This window comes from Ideonella sp. P3_A4 (assembly GCF_056403075.1).
Window position 1 is genome coordinate 1 of sequence record NZ_JBFUGE010001096.1, and the last position, 1,239, is coordinate 1,239.

At 65.3% G+C, this 1,239-nt stretch carries 1 protein-coding gene; it reads left to right on the forward strand.

The genetic code is table 11. The annotated features are described in order from the left end of the window. A partial coding sequence (pstS, locus tag AC1DYI_RS36130; protein ID WP_477208901.1) for a phosphate ABC transporter substrate-binding protein PstS occupies positions 1-1,071 on the forward strand: 1,071 nt, incomplete at its 5' end. Positions 1,072-1,239: the final 168 nt, after the last annotated feature.

Below are 1,239 nucleotides of genomic sequence, written 5' to 3' on the forward strand. Positions count from 1 at the left end.
ATGCAGTACCTTGTTCGGCCTCGTGCGTGGTTGGTTGTTGTCGTGCTCGCGACGGCTTGCTCAGCTGGCGTTGCGGAAACGATTTCCGGCGCTGGCTCCTACGCCTCCGTGCCCATCTACAAGACCTGGGCGGCGGAATTCGCGAAGAGCTCCGGCCATGTGCTGGACTACCAGGCAATCGGCTCGAACGCCGCGATGGCCAAGGTGGGCAAGCGCGAGGTGGACTTCGGCTCATCCGACGTGATGGCCAGCGCCGAAGACTTGAAGAAGAACGACTTGGTGATGTTCCCGACCGTGCTCACCGGCGTGGTGCCGGTGGTCAATCTGCCGCATGTCGCGTCGAACGTGCTGAAGCTCAACGGCGACCTGCTCGCCCGCATCTACCTGGGCCAGGTGGCGCAGTGGGATGCACCGGAGCTGCGCGCACTGAACCCGGATTTGAAGCTCCCCTCGTTGCCGATCAAGCTGGTCGTGCGCTCTGACTTCGCCGGCGCGAACTTCTACCTTTCGGACTACTTCAGCCAGGTCAGCGGCGACTGGAAGCGCCTGAAAAAGGTGTCGGCCCGCCAGGATTGGCCAGCCAACTCCGTGCCTGTGACGACGACCGCGGCGGTGTCGGAATCGGTCCGCGCGACGCCCGGGGCGATTGGCTGCATCGACTTCAACAACGCGCAGGACGACGGCTTGACGATGGTGTTGCTGCGCAATGCCGACGAGCAGTTCGTCCAGGCCGGGGTCGAGGGCTTTCGCGAAGCGGTCGTCCGTAGTGCGTGGTTCACCGCCGGTGACTTCTCCACCACCTTGACCAACCGAACAGGGCCGCGGAGCTGGCCGCTGACGATGGGCACCTACATCGCCGTGCCTCGCGTGGCGCAGAAGAAGGAGCGCACCGAGCTGGCACTGCGGTTCATCACCTGGGGCTACATGCACGGCGACGCGCTGGCACGCCAGGCCCGCTTCGTGCCATTGCCGGCCAAGGTGCAGGCCAGTGCGTTCCGCGAAATTTCGAAAGTCACCGGGCCCCAGGGCGAGGCGCTGGGTGTCAAGCTGATCGGCAGCGTGATGAACTGAGCGCAGGGGCCCGCGGGAYGCGGGGCCGAGGCGTGATGGCGCACGTCAGCAAGTGGTTTGCCACCGCTCCTAGAATGACTCTTTTGTGAACGCCCTGGAGCGCTGGACGAGATGCAAACCCTGACAGCGGTCGAGGCCCCCGTGGTGGTCGTGGGGGCCGGCCTGGCC